This is a genomic window from Pseudomonas sp. NPDC087346, assembly GCF_044744235.1.
Classification (GTDB): domain Bacteria; phylum Pseudomonadota; class Gammaproteobacteria; order Pseudomonadales; family Pseudomonadaceae; genus Aquipseudomonas.
The window spans coordinates 61,468-78,428 of sequence record NZ_JBIUXX010000017.1 but is presented as its reverse complement, the minus strand read 5'-3'; the positions used below and the strand labels follow the sequence as shown (position 1 = coordinate 78,428).

General features: G+C 59.7%; 9 protein-coding genes. 3 read left to right on the top strand and 6 right to left on the bottom strand.

From position 1 onward, the window contains the following. Positions 1-47: 47 nt before the first annotated feature. From ACIOZM_RS13035 to ACIOZM_RS13015, 5 genes are all read right to left on the bottom strand, one after another. On the bottom strand, positions 48-1,379 hold the full coding sequence (locus ACIOZM_RS13035) for a sigma-54-dependent transcriptional regulator (protein WP_401214175.1): 1,332 nt from the start codon (positions 1,377-1,379) through the stop codon (positions 48-50). Continuing rightward, positions 1,379-3,139 carry an ATP-binding protein gene (locus ACIOZM_RS13030; protein ID WP_401214251.1) on the bottom strand — a complete coding sequence of 587 codons (1,761 nt, stop codon included), beginning with the start codon at positions 3,137-3,139 and terminating at the stop codon, positions 1,379-1,381. Before ACIOZM_RS13030 ends, ACIOZM_RS13035 begins: the two co-directional genes overlap by 1 nt. Positions 3,140-3,214: 75 nt before the next feature. Continuing rightward, a complete protein-coding gene (locus ACIOZM_RS13025) occupies positions 3,215-5,881 on the bottom strand; it encodes an RHS repeat domain-containing protein (RefSeq protein WP_401214172.1) in 2,667 nt (888 codons plus the stop codon). Beyond that, entirely contained in the window at positions 5,881-10,398 is a 4,518-nt protein-coding gene (locus tag ACIOZM_RS13020; RefSeq protein WP_401214169.1) for a SpvB/TcaC N-terminal domain-containing protein, read from the bottom strand. Before ACIOZM_RS13020 ends, ACIOZM_RS13025 begins: the two co-directional genes overlap by 1 nt. A 203-nt stretch (positions 10,399-10,601) precedes the next feature. Further along, complete coding sequence (locus ACIOZM_RS13015) at positions 10,602-12,125, bottom strand: fumarate hydratase (RefSeq protein WP_401214166.1); 1,524 nt, start codon at positions 12,123-12,125, stop codon at positions 10,602-10,604. Between the two features lie 496 nt (positions 12,126-12,621). Here ACIOZM_RS13015 and ACIOZM_RS13010 point away from each other — a divergent pair, with 496 nt between their 5' ends. From ACIOZM_RS13010 to ACIOZM_RS13000, 3 genes are read left to right on the top strand one after another with little or no spacing between them, the layout of a single operon-like run. Beyond that, positions 12,622-13,728: a diguanylate cyclase domain-containing protein gene (locus tag ACIOZM_RS13010; protein ID WP_401214163.1), complete on the top strand. Its 1,107-nt coding sequence runs from the start codon at positions 12,622-12,624 to the stop codon at positions 13,726-13,728. Further along, complete coding sequence (locus ACIOZM_RS13005; protein WP_401214161.1) at positions 13,721-14,656, top strand: iron-sulfur-binding ferredoxin reductase; 936 nt, start codon at positions 13,721-13,723, stop codon at positions 14,654-14,656. The genes ACIOZM_RS13010 and ACIOZM_RS13005 overlap by 8 nt, the downstream gene beginning before the upstream one ends. 27 nt (positions 14,657-14,683) lie before the next feature. Further along, positions 14,684-15,433: an enoyl-CoA hydratase-related protein gene (locus ACIOZM_RS13000; RefSeq protein WP_401214158.1), complete on the top strand. Its 750-nt coding sequence runs from the start codon at positions 14,684-14,686 to the stop codon at positions 15,431-15,433. Between the two features lie 205 nt (positions 15,434-15,638). Here ACIOZM_RS13000 and pyk read toward each other — a convergent pair. Beyond that, positions 15,639-16,961: pyruvate kinase (gene pyk / locus ACIOZM_RS12995; protein WP_401214156.1), on the bottom strand; the 1,323-nt coding region annotated here is incomplete at its 5' end.

The following is a 16,961-nucleotide window of genomic DNA, read 5'->3' as shown; positions in this document are numbered from 1 at the left end:
GGGAGCGGGCTTGCCCGCGATATAGGTCCGATCAAGCACTGCAAAACTCAGCTGCCCGGAACAAACATCTCCCGACTCAACCCATGCCGCTGCATCTTTTCATTGAACGTACGCCGTGGCAGTTGCAGTTCTTCAAGTACCGCTTTCACATCTCCTTTATGCCGGGTCAGGGCGATGCGCAGGCATTGTGCTTCGAACGCTTCCTGCTGTGCCGCCAGCGATTGCCCCGGATCAATCCCCGGTGCCGGCTCATCCAGCCCCAGTACCTGACGCTCGGCGACGTTCGCCAGTTCGCGCACGTTACCCGGCCAGTCATGGCTGAGCAGATGGCTCAACTGCGCGCCGCTCAGGGGCGGGAACGTACGGCCCAGACGCTGGGCGGCGGCCTGGGCAAAGGTCTCGAACAATTGCGGAATGTCTTCGCGGCGCTCACGCAACGGCGGCAAGCGCAGCTCGGCGACGTTCAGGCGATACGCCAGGTCTTCACGAAAACGTCCGGCCCGGGCTTCGTCGAGCAAGTCGGGTTTGGTTGCCGCGACGATCCGCAGATCCACGCGAATACTCTGATTCGATCCCAATCGCTCAAGCTTCTGTTCCTGCAACACCCGCAGCAGTTTCACTTGCTGGGCCAATGGCATGCTTTCGATTTCATCAAGAAACAGCGTGCCGCCATCGGCGTATTCGAGTTTGCCGATGCGCTTGCCGGAGGCCCCGGTGAACGCACCGCTTTCGTGACCGAACAGCTCGGCTTCGAACAGTTGCTCAGGGATCGCCGCGCAGTTCAGCGCCACGAACGGCTTGTCCGCACGCGGGCCGAAGTCGTGCAGGCAGCGCGCAACCAGTTCCTTGCCACTGCCGGTTTCACCACGGATCAGCACGTTGACCGGCAACGCAGCCAAGTCCAGCACCTGCCGACGCAAGTTCTGCAAGCCACGGGATACACCGAGCAAGGTTGCATCGAGTTTGGCGCGGTTGTCGGCCTGCTCATGCAGAGAGCGGTTTTCCAGGACCAGCCGCCGCTTGTCGAGCGCCCGACGCAGACTGCCGAGCAGGGTTTCCGGGCTGAAGGGTTTTTCCAGAAAGTCGTAGGCACCGTCGCGCATCGCTTCGACCGCCATCGGCACGTCGCCGTGACCGGTCAGCAGGATCACCGGCAGGTCGGCATCACGACGCTGCACTTCTGCAAGCAACTCCAGGCCACTCAAACCCGGCATGCGCACATCGCTGATGATCACCCCGGGAAAGTGCACGGGCAGCGCAGCGAGGCATTCCTCGGCGCGACTGAACAACTGCACTTCGAAACCCGACAGGCTCAGCCACTGTTCGACGGCATTGCGGATGCTGCTCTCGTCGTCGACCACGATTACTGAATTGAGCATCAGATGTGTGCCTCCAGATCGATCGGCAGGGTCAGGGTGAATACCGCGCCAGTGTCGGTATTTTCCGCACTCAGGCGTCCGCCCGATTCATGCACGATGGCGAAGGACACTGCCAGCCCCAGGCCCAGTCCGTCGCCCACCGGTTTGGTGGTGAAGAACGGGTCGAATACCTGAGCCAGATGTTCTTCGGCAACGCCGCCGCCATTGTCGCTGACGCTCAGACGCCACAGTTGTTCGTCGGCTTCGAGGCGGATCTCCAGACGTTTGCAGGTTTTGCCCTGCATCGCGTCGAGGGCGTTGCGCAGCAGGTTGATCAGCACTTGTTCGAGACGAATCGCGTCGCCACGCACCCACGCCGGACGAGTCAGGTGCAGCACCAGACTGACCTGCTCGTCACGCAGCCGCGCATCGAGCAATTGCAGCGCCTGATCGACCACTGTCGCCAGGTCCAGTCGCTCACGCAAACCACTTGGACTCTTGCGGGCGAAGGTTTTCAGATGGCCGGTGAGGGCGGCCATCCGCGTGAGCATGTCATCTACCGGTTTCAACGCCTTGTAGGCATCGTCGACGCGGCCATGATCGAGCAGCAGGCGCAAGGTTGCGAGCTGCATGCGCTGCGCGGTCAGCGGCTGATTGATCTCGTGAGCCAGCGCTGCGGACATTTGCCCGAGTGCCGCCAGTTTGGCCGATTGCACCAGACCTTCCTGAGCGGTGCGCAGGTCACGGGTGCGCTCGTCCACCAGTTGTTCGAGTTCTTCGCGGCTGCGTTGACGCATTTTGGCCAGACGCCAGCGCTGGTTGAGGAACAGCAGCAAAAACACCAGCGCCAACCATACGCCAGCGGCGGCCAGCCCGGCGTTGCGCAAGTCTTCGAACGCCACTTGCGGACGGCGCAACAGATGCAATGTCCAGCCTTCGGCGGTCAGCGGCAGGGATTCCCACAGATAGTCGGCAGTGCCTTGCGGGCCTTCGACGCGGGTCAGGTCACTGTTTTCGTCGAAGCGGCGCAAGGACAGATGAGTCAGCGGAACCAAGGTCTGTTTGTCGTACTGACGCGTGCTTTTGATGTCGGCGTGATCGCTGGCATTCAGTGGCTGCAACAGGCGATAGCGCCAGCCGGGCTGGTTGGCGATGAAGATGATGCCGCGGGCGTCACTCACCAGCAGTGTGTCGCTGCCCTGACTCCACTCGCGCTCCAGTTCGGGGAATTCCAGCTTGACCACCATCGCCCCGAGGAACTCGTCGTTATCGCCCAACACCGCGCTGGAGAGGAAGTAGCCGGGAATCCCGCTGGTTACGCCTACCGCGTAGAAACGCCCGGTGCCCTGGGTGCGGGTCTGGGAGAAGTACGGGCGGAAACCATAGTTGTGGCCGACGTAACTGCTCGGCAGTCGCCAGTTGCTGGCGGCCACCGCGAGGCCGGTGCGGTCGAGCAGTTCGAGGGTCGAGGAGCGTGCCGCGCCGTTGATCTTTTCCAGTTTCAGATTCAGCGCGGCCTGTTCCTCGGCATCGACTGTGCCCGTCAGCGCCGAACGCAATTGCGGGTCCAGCGCCAGCACGGCAGGCAGGGCGCGATAGCGGTCGATCAGGGTATGCAGTGACGTGGCATACAACGCCAGTTGCTGACTGGCGCGGGCAGCATCTTCCTCCAGCGCCTGACGTTCGGCGTGGCGGATGGCCAAGGTCGCTGCGAGCACGGCTCCGGCGATGATCAGCAGGGTATACAACGACAGACGCAGGGTACGGGAAGTCGGCAGCATGCTGAGCAAACGGATGGCAGGAGGGGCGGGCACGATACCATGCACGTGTGTCGTGCGGCGTACCAGTCGTTCGGGTCAGGCATAAGACTCGAAAGAACGCATGCGTTTGGTCAAATTCAGCCTCGGTTTCGGGATCGGAGCGGATCTTGGTTTGGCCACGGGTCTGATGCTGGTCTCACTGGTGATTTCGAGATCCTGTTGTTCAACTCGTCTGAGTGCCGATCCACCAGCCATGGTCATCTGCTGGTCGAATGTCTCGATGATTTTCGCAGGCTCGTTGACCAATGTGGAAACTGCCTCGATTTTTGCTCGAAGAGTCTCCAGGAAATTCGCGCCTCTTTCGACCTGATCCAGCACGTCAAGTTGGTCCAGCGGTGCCAGCTTTTCCATCAGGCTACTCACGGCCTTTTGCTTGATATCGTCCAGTTTCGTTTGCAGGGCCTGAGGTGACCGCCCTGCGGCTATGTCCGTTGCACCTTCGGCCAGATCGCGAGTGGTGTCGCGGATCGCTTCTGTATTCAGTGCCTGCGCAATGCGAATGTCCTTCTTGAAAAACTGATAACGCACGTAAGCGATCAGCAGACCGCCTGCCAGTGCGCCGACGACGCCGCCGATTGCATTGCCAACCGGTCCCAGAAGCGTTCCCAGCGCTGCGCCAAGCCCACCGCCGAAACCTGCCCCCAAGCCAAATGCCGACATTCCGTTGGTGGTAAAGAGGAACCGGAAAAAGCCTGTGTCTTTGCGGGTTTCCGGGCTGATACCGCTGTCGTCGGGACCGTCAAATCGAGTTGCCACGTTGTGAGCCGTGTTACCGGCCGCTGCGGTTTTGGTGAAGATACCCGCCAGGCCATCGAGGAATGATGTTTTCGCGTTGCCTTCGATATCTATGTGGACAATCGGGTTGTTGCCCACGAAACCGTACAGGTTCAATCCGTCCACATCGCCGGCCGGGTCGGGACTCACCCAGCGTTGCAGCCATGGCGCGTAATAGCGGGTGCCGTAGTAATACAATCCGCTGACATCCATTTCCTTGCCGGAGTAACGCCGGGTTTTGTAATCGACCTCGATTGCCGAGCTTGCGATCATCCAAGCTGTGATACCGAACGCGTAATAACCTTCGTGGCTGATCAATCGCGCCAGTCCATCCAGTTCCATCGAGCAGGACCCCAAGTGATCATCAAGGGTGTAGCGCAACTGATCGCTGGCAATGCCGGGTGGTTTTCCGCTGACCCAATGCAGGCAACTTACGTGACCCAGGTCGGTGACCAGGCTGATGACGTGTAATTCTTCACCGTTGTCGCGGGTGCGGATTTCCAGATTTGGCAGGTAGCGCACATCATGAAAATGATGAGTGGTGGCGGTATGGGTTTCGTGATGCTTTTGAATCCGGTCTCCTTCGCTGTAGTGGTAATACTCGGCGTCGTCGAGGCCGATTGTCCGTTGCACCAGGGTTACTGAGGCCAGTTGGTCGCGGGCATTCCACAGCATGGCTTGCCCTGCTTGTACGGCGTTGAGATTGCCGTGGCGGTCGAACAGGGTTTCGAAATCAGGCGGCGGATCGCCCTCGGTCCAGCGCACGCCACGGTTGCTGTCGGCATCGACTTGCATCTGGCGCGTATGAGTGGCGCCGTCGCGTACGTGACGCAACAGCAACAGGTTGCCGCCGTGATCGTAGGTGTAGGTCTGAAGGTAATTGCGCCGGTCGCCGGGATCGGTCGGCAGTGGTCGTCCCGGAATATCCGAGGGCGGAGCGTCGTCGTAACCGCTGGAACTGTGTAATCGATACAACGAGTCGTAGCTGAACTGACGATGGCCATCGACCCGCTGGTTGGCGAAATGACTGGGTGTAAAAACGTGGTCGAGGATTTGGGTGACATTGCCCACCGGATCGTATTCGTATTCGAAGTCCTGAAGGGGCTGCTCCGTATTTTTCTGCGCCCATTGCCGGTGCAGGCGCCCGGTGGCCGGATCGTATTGCCAGTGACTGACAACGCGATTGCCGGCCTGCTGCTCGATGACCTGCCCGGCGGCATTGAATTGGGCACCCAGCAACACGGCTTGCCAGTCGGTATGTCCGACGATTTGCAGTTGCAGATGATTGAGTTGGCCGGCCAGATCGTAGCGTGATTGCTGGCGATGCCCGCCGGCATCGGTCTGTTCCAGAACGGCACCTAAAGGGCTGAAAGTACGCTGGCTGACGAATGCCTTGGTATCGGTAAAGGTTCGGGTTTCGCGTAATGGCTGCCCGAGCAGGCCGTAGCTGTGCAGGCGCAGATTGCCAGACGATTCGAGCCGGTCCAGCAACTGGCCACGCAGATTGTGGCCGGCATCGGCCGAAGCATCGGCGTAGGTAAACGTTTCTGCGACCACTTCGGCACTGTTGCTGATCGACACCACGCGCAGCAGATCATCGTAGCTGCTGCGCCAGTGCACACCGCGAGCATCCCAGCGCTGCAATGTCTGTCCAGCCGGACCGGGCAGGCTCAGGCGCCAGCCGGCGTCGACATTGTCGACTCTGAGCGGTAGACCACCGAGGCCATAAATGCTGGTGACGGCGGGGCGGGCCAGACGTGAATCCCACTGGGCGATCTGGCGCCCGGCGGCATCGTATTGCTGTCGCGTGACCAAGGGCGTTGCAGGTTCACCGGCCAGCGTACGCAGATACCCGATCTGCCGGAGAACCAGACCACGACTGTCCGCGACCGCAAGTGCAGGCGTGCGTCGGTGGATATTGCTGGTCATCAGTGCAATGTTCCTGGTGCCGAAGAGGTTGGCGCATCAGCAGCGGTATCGTTGAAGTCTTCGCTGGTCTTATACCAAGCGTGATACGTCTCGCGGGAAAAATGCCCTTTGGCATTGATCAGTTTGATCGGGCGCCCAAGCGGGTCGTAGAACAATTGCTCGAAGTAGCCGTGCTCACGCAGGGCGTGGTCATTGACGTAGTGATGAGTGTCGATAAAAAACGGTCGAAACTGACGCACCGGCAGTCCTTTGTTGTTGCAATCGACCCCCGCGGTAGCGCGCCATCGAGGATCGGCGTGTTTCTCGAGCAATTGACCGTTTTCGATGATCAGCGAGCCGTCGGCGGATACCGCATACGCGATACCCGGCTCGACAGGCTGCAGGGTCTGTAGTGCCCGGCCAAAGCCGTCCACATAACTGATGACGATTTGAAACAGTGCGGCGATGGGGTCATCGGGAAAACGGTCGGCACTGATGACAGCGCTGCACACAGGCTTGCGCGGGATGCTCTCGATCAGCTCGCGCAATACCAGCTCTGCGGGTGTCGGAAACTTGAGCTGAGCCAACCTTTGGCGCGCACGGGCGCGAATATGCAGGCTCGGCAGGACATCACCGTTTGCCAGCCATTCGCGGAGTAACTCAGGCATTTCGTTGACCGTAACCGGCAGTTGTCCCATCCAGCTGAACAAATCCTTGCGCAATATGCTAGCGGCTTCTTGCACCGCTGCCGATGGGTCGTCAATGGCCGCATCAGGCCGATGATCTATCGGACGAACATACTCGTTGAGGGGACGAAAACCTGCAGAGACAGCGTTTTCGGTGCCGAAGAAACTGACTGCAAAAGGCTGTCCGGAAGGTTCGTAGATCGCTTCCTGGCAGTTGTCATTGGCATCAATCAGGCGTGAGGGTTGCAGCGCGTAGTAATCGTACTCACTGCGAGTCTTGCAGCCATCCGGTAGCTCGACGCTCTTGATCAGCAGCCAGTAATTGTCGTATTCGGCCTTGGTCCAGCCGTGGCTCAGGGTTTCGCGGTATTCACTCACCCTGAAAAAAGCCGACAGGCCCTGGTACTTCGCATAGCTGTGGCGGGCGGACCAGAGATTTGCTTCTTCGTCAGCCGCAGGCGGAGGTTCGAACAGAGGCGCCATCGGCGTGTAGCCGATGCTTGTTAACTCTGTGCGGATGTTGAACGGTGGCGGCAGATTGCTGTAAGCGTCCAGCGCAGTCTTGTCCAGTTGCGCGAGCTCAATCGGTGCAGCCAGTGCTTCAAAGTCGGCGACGCCATCAGGCAAAGGGCTGCCGTCGGTAGAATTGAGATAGCGCTGCACGGATTGCCCCGTCAAAACCCTGAGCGCATTCCATTGTGGGGTGCCTTGGTGAACTCTCAGCGACTCCCAGGATATTTCCTGCGGATTGAGTCCCGTCGGCAACGTGCCTTTGGGCAATACCAGTGCATCGCTGCGATGTTGATAGTGCAAGCCCAGCTTGCGGCGTTGCCAGTTCGTATCCAGATCAATGAATCGCGCGCGGGATTCGTTCAGATAATAACTTTGCTGTGCCGGGTCATGGGCGTCCCGCCACCACTGTTGTTCATCGGGGTCGGAAAAGGGCGGGGTGTCTGCTTCGGTCTGGCGCCGTGCATAACTGACGGTCACGGAGTGAGTCGGCTGACCGTATGGATGTGTATTGAGAACGATCTCATGACGGGACAACGGATCATTGATAATGCGTTCGTAATGATGACTGATCGTTTCCAGTAAGCGGGGTAGCAGCACCGCAGCAGGTCCATATTGACTGGCGGGCTGCACGTCGCGAACCAGGTAGCGCGACTCCACCACCAGATATGGCCGTACGTCCTCGCCGGAGTAGGTCTCGACGCGGGTGATCGACCCGACCAGTGCTCGTGCGATCAGGTAGCGAGTGGTTTCATCGGGCGGCGTAACCGGTTCTTCGCATTCATCCGCCAGGTGATAGTGGCTGAATTGCGTCGCTCCCAAGGGAAAAGCCTGGGCATCTCCTTTGAAATAGTTGTCTCTGGACCGATCCATGGAGCGCCCGGTCATGAACCAGGTACAGACGCGTACCGGGGCGGTGAAGCTGATATCTTCGTCGCCCGTGGCGCTTTCGCTGTCGGTTTGTTGCAGATGGCCGAAGCCGCGGAATTCGCGTTCGGCGCCATCATAGGTGCCTTCGTAGTAGCTACAGTGCTGAGTGCTGCAATTGCCGGTGATTTCGTCCAGTTGTCGCTGGTAACTGACTACTTGAATCGGAAAAGGTAAGTGGCACTGTGGCGGTTCAAGTGGGTTGTCAGCGAGCCATTGCTGCTTTTCATCCAGCCATTCCTGGGCGGAACTGCGGTAGACCACTTGGGAGCTGCAACCCATGTTGTTATTACTGGATGTCAGCATATAAGGCTTGGTCGAAACAAAGTCATAGCGCCAGTGCCGGGCTGTCATGTGCGGCACGGTGAGGATCAGGCTTGCGCAACCCAGTCCCTGCAAATCGGCGAAACTGACCTGACACAAACGGTCGTAACGAACACCTTGGGGCCAGGGCACGATGACTGGCGTCTGCTCCAGACCATTGCCGCCGCGATTCAGGAAAATCTCGAACGTATCGGACTTCAGATAGATCAGGGCCGGTGCGCCGGAACCATCCAGATCGACGATCCGCACGCGGGAGGAGTCGAAGTCGCTGTAGTCGAATGGCAAGACGCTGATCACTCGCCCTTTACCGAACTTGCCATGGCCGAGATTTGGCCAGCATTTGATTTCGTTGTGGCGAATACGGTAGAGCCCGCTCGCGTTACCGCCCTGCAGATTGCCAAATATCACCAGTTCGTTGGGCGAGTTGCTGAACAGTGGCAAGCGGTCACCCGACGGTAGATGCGCAACCTCTTCGGCCGGAGCGAATCCTTCGGTTCTTTGATTGGCGTACACACGCACGGCATGCGGCCCGATCATCGCCAGAGAACTGAGTCCGTCCCCTGTCAGGTCACCCAATTGCGAGAGAGCATTGAAAAACTCCAGTGGAAACCGGGCAAACGTCATGAACGGTGCCCAACTGCGGTCGGCGTTCAAGGCTCGATAACCGCTGATGCCCGGTTGCGCCACGACCCAGTCCAGACGACCGTCACCGGTCAAGTCGAGCAACAATTGATGCGCAGGGTTATTGCGGTTTGCGACGGGGATCTGTTCCAGCGCCTTCCAGGGGGCATAACCGATGTCTTCTGTACCCGACTTGATGCGCAGCGGTTCGCGGTAATACCAGCACTGGTCATAGCGGCAAAGAAAGCCTGGCACGCCCTCGCCATACAGGTCGACACACAGGTAAAACTGTCCATCCTCGATGCCGGGCATGCTCTCGTCTTCGAACAGGCGAGCGGGAGTTTTATTGATCTCGAAAGGTGAGTAGTCAAACTCCATTGGCGGGGTTTGCTCGACCGCGCCATGTGCGTCGTAGGCCAGATAGTGAGCCGCGGTGATCTGGCTGTAACGCCAGGGAAGGGTGGTGTCCGGATATTCCAGCAACAACCGCCGCACCAGCAGCGGCTCATTACCGGTTTCCTGCGGAAAGTAATGGAACATCAAAACCTGCTGACAGAGCCTGCGTGTGCCGACTTCAAAACCTTGGCCACAGGTTGAAAACGGGTCCAGGCGGATCAACCATTGGGCCAGGGAATCTCCACCGTAGACGGGCTTCTCCGTCAGTGAACGGGTACGCTCGCCGTAGTCGAACAGCAGATGAAAATGCCAGTCGAGTTCGCTTGGGTTTTCCATAGTCCAGCCATACAAGTTCTGGCTGGCCGTGAAATTGCCGTAGAACACCGCTCGCAAATAGCGTTGCGCGCGGTAGTCGTGAATGAGGTCTTCGTTCTCGTCGTCCGCCTTGTACTCGAGGCAGATGTGTTCGCCATGAGTATTCATGCTTTCGTTCAATAACCAGGCGCCAACGTGGTGTGGCGTTTCGGGATCTGCCAGACGCGAGGCAGGCGTTTTACCGAACAGGTGCAACGTTCCATCGCCGCCGTGGATCAACCAGAAAGTTGGCGGATCAGACTCTGTGCTCGCGCGCTCCCAGCGTTCGCGCAATGCAAAGCTGCTTTCGACCCGAGGCCAATAGCGCACCACTTTGTGCAAGCCGATGCTGACGTCGTTGTAGCTGCTTTCAAAGCGTGACTGAATATTGCCTGCGGCGTCGAGTTCCGGCATCCAGACTTCGCCATCATCGCCGATGATCTCATCATGATCGGTATAGCGCGGCACACCTTTGTTAGTGCGTCGACTGATCTGAGCAATGCCGATGTTCCAGCCAATGCCAAAAGGCCCGTTGCCGGCCTGACTGCTGTAACCAAGCGACAGTTGCGGGTCCCAGCCACGTCCGGGAGAAATCGGCAGCGGCAGATCGAACGAGGCAGCGCCGGTCGGGCCGACGGCCCCCCAACTTTTGCCAATGGTGGAGATTGAAGCGCTTTTGGCAATGGAGGGGGTGATGATGCTGAGGTCTTGATCGGCCATGGTTGTATCCACTGCATACAGCGTTAGCGTGAGGCTCTGACGCTATCAAGATGCAGGCAATACGTAACCTGTCAGAACTGACAGGTTGATCAGATCAAATTCGTCGCAGGGCCCGATTTTTTATAACGAAATTGCTGAGGGCACAAACAAAAACGGCCGGGTCACCTTTCGATGAGCCGGCCGTTACAGTCAGTTAAAAGCGCTTACTGCACTTCTACTGCCAGGCTTTCGCTGATCTTCTTCTGCCAGATCGCTGGACCGGTGATGTGTACCGACTCACCTTTGCTGTCCACCGCGACGGTGACCGGCATGTCCTTGACCTCGAACTCGTAGATCGCTTCCATGCCCAGTTCGGCGAACGCCAGCACCTTGGACTTCTTGATTGCCTGGGCAACCAGATAAGCGGCGCCGCCGACGGCCATCAGGTACACGGCTTTGTTGTCCTTGATCGCTTCGATGGCGGTAGGGCCGCGCTCGGATTTGCCGATCATGCCCAACAGGCCGGTCTGCTCAAGGATCTGACGAGTGAACTTGTCCATCCGCGTAGCGGTAGTCGGGCCAGCCGGGCCAACCACTTCGTCACCGACCGGATCAACCGGGCCGACGTAGTAGATGAAGCGACCCTTGAGGTCTACCGGCAGGGTTTCACCCTTGTTCAGCATCTCGACCATGCGCTTGTGCGCAGCGTCGCGACCGGTGAGCATTTTGCCGTTGAGCAGGACGGTTTCGCCCGGCTTCCAGCTCTGCACGTCTTCCGGGGTCAGGGTGTCGAGGTTGACGCGGCGCGCCGACGGACCTGCTTCCCAGACGATTTCCGGGTAGGCGTCCAGCGGTGGCGCTTCCAGCGAGGCCGGGCCGGAACCGTCGAGCACGAAGTGCGCGTGACGGGTGGCGGCGCAGTTCGGGATCATGCACACCGGCAGCGAAGCGGCGTGGGTCGGGTAGTCCATAATCTTCACGTCGAGCACGGTGGTCAGGCCACCTAGGCCCTGGGCGCCGATGCCCAACTGGTTGACCTTTTCGAACAGCTCCAGACGCATCTCTTCGATACGGTTGGACGGGCCGCGCTTTTTCAGCTCGTGAATGTCGATGGATTCCATCAACACTTCTTTGGCCATGACCGCGGCTTTCTCGGCGGTGCCGCCGATGCCGATACCCAGCATGCCTGGAGGGCACCAGCCGGCGCCCATGGTCGGAACGGTCTTCAGCACCCAGTCGACGATCGAGTCGGACGGGTTGAGCATGGCCATTTTCGACTTGTTCTCGGAACCGCCGCCCTTGGCCGCCACGTCCACTTCCACGGTGTTACCCGGGACGATGGAGTAATGGATAACGGCCGGGGTGTTGTCCTTGGTGTTTTTACGAGCGCCCGCCGGGTCGGCGAGGATCGAGGCACGCAGGACGTTTTCCGGCAGGTTGTAAGCCTGACGCACGCCTTGGTTGATCATGTCGTCCAGGCTCATGGTCGCGCCGTCCCAGCGCACGTCCATACCTACGCGTACAAACACGGTGACGATGCCGGTGTCCTGGCAGATCGGGCGGTGGCCGGTGGCGCACATGCGCGAGTTGATCAGGATCTGCGCCATCGAGTCACGGGCCGCTGGCGATTCTTCGCGCAGGTAGGCTTCGTGCATCGCCTGGATGAAAACCACGGGGTGGTAGTAGGAAATGAACTGCAGGGCGTCGGCAACGCTCTGAATCAGGTCGTCTTGCTTGATCACGGTCATGAGTCGCGCTCCTCTATAAGACGGGAACATTCAATAAGGTGCTTGCGGCTTGGGTGTATCGGTCGACCGCAAACACCTTTCAAGGCACGCCGGGGCTGCTGGCGCGACGCTAAAAAGGCGCGGCAGTATACCGCGCCTCGGTAGGGCTTACACGCGCCGGCAGTCATTCGTTGGTCGCATGCCGAACACTTGTGACAAGGGCTGGCCCCTGTGGCGAGGGGATTTATCCCCGTTCGACTGCGCAGCAGTCGTAAATCCATTGGACGCGTTATGACAGATAGATCGCCGGTGGGCCGCTTCGCTGCCCAACGGGGATGAATCCCCTCGCCACAGGGTTGTCGTTTTCAGAGAAATTTAATTCATTTCAGGTCATGCATTTGACGTCAATTTTCGAGCCCGGAAATCGGTGGTCATTTCGCGACTACGCCACTAAAGTGGCAGCCGGTCTGTAGAGTAGGACACTCGGTCAGCCTCCTATCGCACGGTGAGTCAACGATTGACCCATAACGCCATACAACGTCTTTTGCTCAAGCGCTTTGCCCTTGCTGCGGCCACCTACGGATTGGCTTTGCTGCTGCTGTGGCTGGCGTATTTCACCGATCACTACGACGATTCGCTGGTGGGTGTGACCGTCGGTAGCGCGCTGGTGGTGATCTCTCAAGCGACCCTCTTCGCCATATTCTTTTCCGGCTACAACCTGCGCTTTTCCGACCCGAGCCTGACCGAGGCGCAAGTGCTGCTCGGCCTCGGCTGGCAGACATGGCTGATCGCTCATCTGGATGAAGCCCGGGGCGCGTTCCTGGTGTTTTACGTGCTGATTTTGTTGTTCGGCCTGTTTCACCTGTCACGCCGGGCGTTCATCCGTTGCGCGATGCTGGTGTTCTTCAGTTTCTGTGCGATCACTCTGTGGGATGGCTACCACTTCCAGTTACCTGATCCGGCCATGGCTGCGTTGCAGGTGTGCATCCTGTTCATGGTGCTGGGCTGGCTGGTGCTTTATGCACGCTTCGTTCAGACCTCGCGTCAGCGTCAGCGGCAGCGTCGGTTCGCCTTGCAGGCGCATCAGGACACCCTGCGCGGCATGATGCGACAGCTCGAAGATCTGGTGGCCACCGACGAATTGACCGGATTGTTCAACCGTCGGCACTTCCTGCGTCTGGCATCGCGTGAGCTGAACTCGATGGACGCCGATGTGATGCATGGCCTGGCGCTGATCGATCTCGATCACTTCAAACGCATCAACGACCTGCACGGCCATGCCGCCGGGGATCAGGTGTTGCAGGCGTTTGCCGCGGTGGCCGGTGCGTGTCTGCGTGACGGCGACGTATTGGCGCGTTACGGTGGTGAAGAATTTGTGGTGCTATTGCCGGACTGCGATGCCGAGCGCCTGACCGCCTGTTGCGAACGGCTGCGGATCGCTTTCACTGACGTCGAACTGGTGGGCCTGAATGTGCGAAATCTCAGTCTGTCGGCAGGCATGACCCTGCTGGAACTGGGCGACGATCTCGACGATGCCTTGCAACGCGCCGATCAGGCGCTGTATCGGGCCAAGCGTGACGGGCGCAATCGTTGTGCGGCGGCGTGGGAGAACGTCGATGCCTGAGTTGCGGGTCGGCGACCGTCAGTGGTCCGTGACGGCGGGCAGCAATCTGCTCAACGCCCTCAATCAAAACGGCGTCGCGGTGCCTTATAGCTGCCGCGCCGGCAGTTGCCATGCCTGTCTGGTGCAATGCACACAGGGCCTGCCCGCCGACAACCGACCGGATGCGCTGAGCGCAGAGCAGCGTCAGCAGGGTTGGCGTCTGGCTTGTCAGTGCCAGGTGGTCGAAGACCTTCACGTGCATACCTTCGATCCTGTCGCTGACGGCCAGCCGGCAGAGGTCGCGGCGCTTGACTGGCTCAGCGCCGGCGTCCTGCGTTTGCGTCTGACTCCGCAGCGACCGTTGCGCTATAGCGCCGGGCAACATCTGGTGCTTTGGATCAACCACATCGCCAGGCCATATTCGCTGGCAAGCCTGCCGCAGGAAGACCGCTTTCTCGAATTTCACCTCGACTGCCGCCAGCCCGGCGAATTCAGCGATGCCGCGCGACAATTGCAGATCGGCGACTCGATCCGCCTTGGCGAACTGCGTGGCGGTGCGTTGCATTACGATCCTGACTGGCATGACCGGCCGTTGTGGCTGCTGGCAGCGGGCACCGGTCTGGGGCCGCTGTTCGGTGTGTTGCGCGAAGCCTTGCGCCAGGATCATCAGGGCGCCATCCGTGTCATTCACCTGGCCCATGACGCCGACGGACACTATCTGGCCAAACCCCTTGAAGCACTGGCCGCGCAGCGTGAAAACCTCAGCGTCGAACTGTGGACGGCGGCCGAGTTGCCCGCCGCTTTGGCGCAACTGCGCCTTGTTTCCCGGCAAACCCTGGCCTTAGTCTGCGGTTCAACCACCAGCGTCGATGCCTTCGCCCGGCGTCTGTACCTGGCCGGACTGCCGCGCAACCAACTGCTGGCCGATGTGTTTCTGAGCCGTGGTTGAGCGCTGACTTTCGCTACGAGAAACGCCATGACCGAAGCCATTCTGCTGGAACGCGAACGCGGTTTGCTCACTCTGCGGCTCAACCGTCCGGACAAGAAAAACGCCCTGACCCGCGCGATGTACAGTCGTCTCGCCGACGCCTTGAAACAGGCCGATGCCGACCCGCAAATCAACGCAGTGCTGATCACCGGCAGTGCCGAATGTTTCACTGCCGGCAACGATATCGCTGACTTCATTCAGCAGCCGCCAACCGATCTCGACAGTCCGGTGTTTCACTTCATGCTCAACCTGCTGGAGTGCCGCAAACCGGTGATCGCTGCGGTGGCGGGTGCAGCGGTGGGTATCGGCACGACATTGTTGCTGCACTGCGATCTGGTGTACGTCAGCCGTGATGCACGCTTGCGCATGCCGTTCGTCAATCTGGGTTTGTGCCCGGAGTTCGGTTCCAGTCTGATCCTGCCGCGCTTGCTCGGGCATGCGAAAGCGGCAGAGCTGTTACTGCTCGGCGAGGGTTTCAGTGGTGAGCAGGCTGCGCAGTGGGGTATCGCCACCGAAGCGTTGGGCAGTGGCGAAGCCGCGTTGAACAAAGCGCGGGAGATGGCGCTGCGCTTCGAAGGGTTACCGCCGGAAGCTGTGCGTATCAGCAAACAACTGATGAAGGTGCCGGATCGCGAATTGATCCGCCAGGTGATCGAGGAGGAGGGCGCGCTGTTCACCCAGCGGCTACGCTCGCCGGAAGCCCTGGCGGCGTTGACCGGATTTATCAAACGGCATTGAGTCATTCGTTGAATGGGCGAGCGCTATCGCTGGCAAGCCAGCTCCCACAGGGTTATGTGGTGGTCACAGAGTTTGTGCTCGGCGCAAATCCTTGTGGGAGCTGGCTTGCCAGCGAAGAGGTCCAGACAGGCACCCCATCTTCTGGATCAGAATGCAAAAAGCCCCGGCACTCACATGCCGGGGCTTTTGTTTTTCAGCGAGTCACTCAGACCTGCGGATCACCAACGTGCAGGATCTTCATGCCATTGGTGCCACCGGTGGTGTGGTAGCTGTCGCCCTTGGTCAGGATGACCCAGTCGCCTTTCTGCACGACGCCGCGCTTGACCAGCTCGTCGATCGCCTTCTGGCTGACTTCGTGCGGTTCCAGCGAGGCCGGGTCGAACGGTACGGTGTACACGCCACGGAACATCGCTGCGCGCGCCTGAGTCTCGCGGTGTGGCGAGAATGCGTAGATCGGCACCGAAGAACGGATACGCGACATGATCAGCGGGGTGTAGCCACTTTCGGTCAGCGCGATGATCGCTTTAACGCCCGGGAAGTGGTTGGCGGTGTACATGGTCGCCAGTGCAATGCTCTCGTCGCAGCGAGTGAATTCCTTGCCGATACGGTGGCTGGAAGTCTTGCCGGTCGGGTGCTTTTCAGCGCCGACGCAGATGCGCGCCATTGCTTGCACAGCTTCCAGCGGGTACAGGCCAGCGGCGGATTCAGCAGACAGCATCACGGCGTCGGTGTAGTCGAGCACGGCGTTGGCCACGTCGGACACTTCGGCGCGAGTCGGCATCGGGTTCTGGATCATCGACTCCATCATCTGGGTCGCAACGATCACAGCCTTGTTGTGGCGGCGTGCATGCAGAATGATTTTCTTCTGAATGCCTACCAGCTCGGCGTCACCGATTTCCACACCGAGGTCACCACGGGCAACCATCACCGCGTCGGACGCCTTGATCAGGCCGTCGAGGGTTTCGTCGTCGGCCACGGCTTCGGCACGTTCGATCTTCGCGACCAGCCAGGCGGTGCCGCCGGCTTCGTCACGCAGTTTACGGGCGTATTCCATGTCGGCGGCGTCACGCGGGAAAGACACCGCGAGGTAGTCGACTTCCATTTCCGCAGCGAGCTTGATGTCAGCCTTGTCTTTTTCAGTCAGGGCCGGAGCGGTCAAGCCGCCACCGCGACGGTTGATGCCTTTGTGATCGGACAGCGGGCCGCCGATGGTCACGGTGCAATGCAGTTCAGTGGCAGTGGCGGTATCAACGCGCATGACCACGCGGCCGTCGTCGAGCAGCAGCTCGTCGCCTACGCCGCAGTCCTTGACCAGATCCGGGTAGTCGATGCCGACCACTTGCTGGTTGCCTTCGGTCAACGGATGGCTGGTGGAGAAGGTGAACTTGTCACCGATCTTCAGCTCGATCTTTTTGTTGGCGAATTTGGCGATACGGATTTTCGGGCCTTGCAGGTCACCGAGCAGGGCGACGAAGCGACCGTGCTTGGCAGCGAGGTCACGCACCAGCTTCGCGCGAGCCTTGTGCTC

Excerpts from the sequence above, each read along its gene's own strand:
- ACIOZM_RS13035 (WP_401214175.1), bottom strand. The coding sequence starts at position 1,379 with ATGCTCAATTCAGTAATCGTGGTCGACGACGAGAGCAGCATCCGCAAT.
- ACIOZM_RS13030 (WP_401214251.1), bottom strand. The coding sequence starts at position 3,139 with ATGCTGCCGACTTCCCGTACCCTGCGTCTGTCGTTGTATACCCTGCTG.
- ACIOZM_RS13025 (WP_401214172.1), bottom strand. The coding sequence starts at position 5,881 with ATGACCAGCAATATCCACCGACGCACGCCTGCACTTGCGGTCGCGGAC.
- ACIOZM_RS13020 (WP_401214169.1), bottom strand. The coding sequence starts at position 10,398 with ATGGCCGATCAAGACCTCAGCATCATCACCCCCTCCATTGCCAAAAGC.
- ACIOZM_RS13015 (WP_401214166.1), bottom strand. The coding sequence starts at position 12,125 with ATGACCGTGATCAAGCAAGACGACCTGATTCAGAGCGTTGCCGACGCC.
- ACIOZM_RS13005 (WP_401214161.1), top strand. The coding sequence starts at position 13,721 with ATGCCTGAGTTGCGGGTCGGCGACCGTCAGTGGTCCGTGACGGCGGGC.
- ACIOZM_RS13000 (WP_401214158.1), top strand. The coding sequence starts at position 14,684 with ATGACCGAAGCCATTCTGCTGGAACGCGAACGCGGTTTGCTCACTCTG.